At 70.5% G+C, this 2,897-nt stretch carries 3 protein-coding genes; 1 reads left to right on the top strand and 2 read right to left on the bottom strand.

The window, feature by feature from the left end; translation table 11 throughout:
- The coding region (locus tag GRC12_RS43330) for a DUF4328 domain-containing protein (RefSeq protein WP_308286762.1) at positions 1-633 on the top strand (633 nt) is incomplete at its 5' end.
- On the opposite strand, the gene GRC12_RS43335 is transcribed toward GRC12_RS43330, so the two are convergent.
- The gene (locus tag GRC12_RS43335) at positions 611-1,492 is read right to left on the bottom strand and encodes an SCO2400 family protein (RefSeq protein ID WP_208785932.1); all 882 of its coding nucleotides are present in this window, start codon (positions 1,490-1,492) and stop codon (positions 611-613) included. The two genes, GRC12_RS43330 and GRC12_RS43335, sit on opposite strands and share 23 nt — an antisense overlap.
- Before the next feature lie 151 nt (positions 1,493-1,643).
- Positions 1,644-2,708: a chitinase gene (locus GRC12_RS43340; RefSeq protein WP_208785933.1), complete on the bottom strand. Its 1,065-nt coding sequence runs from the start codon at positions 2,706-2,708 to the stop codon at positions 1,644-1,646.
- Positions 2,709-2,897 lie beyond the last annotated feature (189 nt).

The following is a 2,897-nucleotide window of genomic DNA, read 5'->3' on the forward strand; positions in this document are numbered from 1 at the left end:
ACCCCCGCCCCGCACCCCATGGGCGGAGCCGCCCGGTTCGCCGTCGGGGCGCTCGCCCTCGCCGGGACCGCATGGGCAGTGCGGGCGATATGGGAGATACGGCTGGCCGTGACCGGGGAGCCCGCGTCCGGGCCGCCGGATCAGGGGGATGGGGTGCATCGGCCGCTGACCGGGCTGGAGAACCAGTACCACCTGATCGTCTCGGTCTGCGGGGTCGCCGTGGTCATCTGCGCGGTGGCGTTCCTCGGATGGCTGGGGCGCGCGCGGGACAACGCCCGTGAGCTGTCCGGGAAGCGGCCCCGCTACTCCGGGCTGTGGGTCTTCCTCGGCTGGGTCGTCCCGGTCGTCAACCTCTGGTTCCCGCGCGGCATCGTCGCGGAGGTCCACCGCGACAGCGCGCCCGGCGAGCGGCTGCCGCGGTCCGTGAACGTGTGGTGGGTGCTCTGGCTGATCGGGCTGTTCAGCGGCGTCGGACTGATGTCCGCCGACTCCACCGACCAGATCATCGCCCGCGCCTACGCGAACGTCGGGACGCTCCTGGTGTCCGACGCCGCCATCGTGGGCGCGGCCGTCGCCGGAATCTTCGTCGTCCGCGCCCTCAGCCGGAACTTCAGCTCACGCAGATCAGGTTGAGCACGCACAGGCCCGACGGGGACGTCGAGGCCGTGCTGGTGCCGGTGCCCGTGCTGCTGCTCGTGCCTGTGCCGGAGGACTGGGACGACGTTCCGGACGCACCGGTGTCACCGGCCGACGTGGACGACGTGGACGACGTTGAGGACGTAGAAGAGGAAGACGACGAAGTCGATGAAGACGACGTCGACTGGTCCGACTTCGCGCTCGTACCACCCGTGGTCGTCGTCGATGACGTGTTCGCCGTCCGCGGCTGCGTGGCCGTCGAGGACGCGTGCGACGTGGAGGCGCTGTACGGCGCGGTGTGCGCCGAGTCGGTGTGCGCCGCGGTCGGCGTGGTGCGGCGGTGCTTGCCGCCGGTCGTGGCGGGACGGGAGGAGTCGCCGCGTGAGGTGTGGAGCGCGGTCGGGGAGGCGGGGGTGTCCGTCGGTTCCACCGCGGGCTGCTCCTCCGTGCCCATGCTCGTGAGGTCGGGGCCCGCCGAGGCCTGACTGTGGTCGCCGGAGCCGCGGTCCATCGAGGCGACCGTCAGGCCGCCGCCGACGAGTGCGACGGCGGTCGCCACCACCGCGCGGCGCTGGTTCTTCTTCCAGCGCGCCCGCTGGCGGCGGCGTGCCGCCCTGCCCGCCGGGGCGGACGGCACATCCTCCAGGTCCTCCGCCATGTCCTCGGGCATGTCCTCGGGTTCGGCGAGTTCGGCGGACGGCCCGGGGGCCGGTTCCGGCCAGTTCGCCGGTGTGGCGAGGGCCGGGGCCGTCCGGCCCGCCCCGGTCACGGGCGCGATGTCGGGCGCATAGGCACCGCAACCGGGGCACACCAGAGCGCCGTTGAGGTGCCGGCGGCACGAGGAGCAGTAGTCCATCCGCTGTTTACCTGACCATTCGCACGAGGGATCGAACGGCCAGCAACGCTAACGAGGGATTCGAAAGAGTCTATGGAGTCCTTGTGGGGCTCCTGCACGGATTCGGCGCTGAAGTTCCAGACGGTGCCGGAAGTGCGCCCGTACCGACCCTTCAGCCCCGGGTGAACCGCTCGAACGCGTGGCTGAAGTACCACGTGTCCTGCGCGATCCCGGAGCAGGAGTTGGCGCCCGCCGTGCCCACGCAGCCGCCGTTGTCCCGCTGGAGCGCCCAGAAGGAGAGGGTGTTGATGCCCCGCGCCGCGGCCCAGCGCTCCACCGTCACCGCGTCCTGCGTGGTGAACGTCTCCTCGGGGCCGAAGTCGTCGATGCCGGGCATCTCCGTGACACCGATGCGGTGCCACAGCCGGGCAGGGTCCGACTTCGGGTACAGCGCGGTGAGTTGGGTGTGCAGGCCGGTCGCGGCCGTCACGGTGTCGGCGGCCATGTCGTGCGTGGCGCCGTCCCAGTAGTCGAACGTCATGATGTTCACGACGTCCACACGGGCGTGGTTGTCGACGGCGTTCTGCAGCAACGCGACGCCGCTGGGCGCGAGTCCGGTGTTCGTCGTGGGGAGCGTGTACGAGAACTGCACCTGCCGTCCCGTGTGCGCCGCCCAGCGCTGCACCTGCGCGATCGCCTTGTTGCGGCGGTCGATCCCGGCCGCGTTGGTGATCGAGTCGGCCTCGACGTCGAGGTCGATGCGGGTGATGCCGTACGTCGTCACCAGGCTCTCGTAGACCTTGGCGATGGAGTCGACGTCCGTGCAGCTGTCCGCGAGTTCGGTGTTCGTGGTGTCGGCGCCGTAGCCGCCGAACGAGGGGATGACGTTGCCGCCGCGCGCCTGGATGGCCGCGATGTCCGCGCCGAAGGTGGACTTGGAGATGGGCTGGGTGGTGTCGCCGTTCCAGTACGCGGTGCAGGAAGCGGGCTTGTCCGTCTGGAGGAAGGCCATGGTCAGGTACTTGTTGCCGGAGGCGGCGGCCAGCGCGGCCGGGCTGTCGCCGGTCCAGGCCTCGAAGTAGGGAGCCGCCACCTGGGCGGGCAGGGGCCGTACGGGATGGGCGGGCGCCTGCTCGGCCGCGAGCGCGCCACCTCCTCCGAGGGCGACGAGACCGGCCGCAAGGCCGGTCACCGAGATGCAGGACAGCAGCGCACGCAGCGCGCGGGGTCGTCTCATGGCGACCCATAGTTGGACTAGACCATTCCACTGTCAAGGTTCTTTACAGTTGCCTGACCAACCGTTCCACCGCGGCGTGCCATAAGCGGGCGGGGAGATTCCGTGGGTATTCGCGAAAAGACATTCAGATGTCTTGACCCGACCTTCACAGCGCCGTTGGCTTCTCAGTCACCGTGGCCCGCTCCCCTC

Source organism: Streptomyces griseorubiginosus (assembly GCF_017614965.1).
GTDB lineage: Bacteria > Actinomycetota > Actinomycetes > Streptomycetales > Streptomycetaceae > Streptomyces > Streptomyces griseorubiginosus_B.

Excerpts from the sequence above, each read along its gene's own strand:
- GRC12_RS43335 (WP_208785932.1), bottom strand. The coding sequence starts at position 1,492 with ATGGACTACTGCTCCTCGTGCCGCCGGCACCTCAACGGCGCTCTGGTG.
- GRC12_RS43340 (WP_208785933.1), bottom strand. The coding sequence starts at position 2,708 with ATGAGACGACCCCGCGCGCTGCGTGCGCTGCTGTCCTGCATCTCGGTG.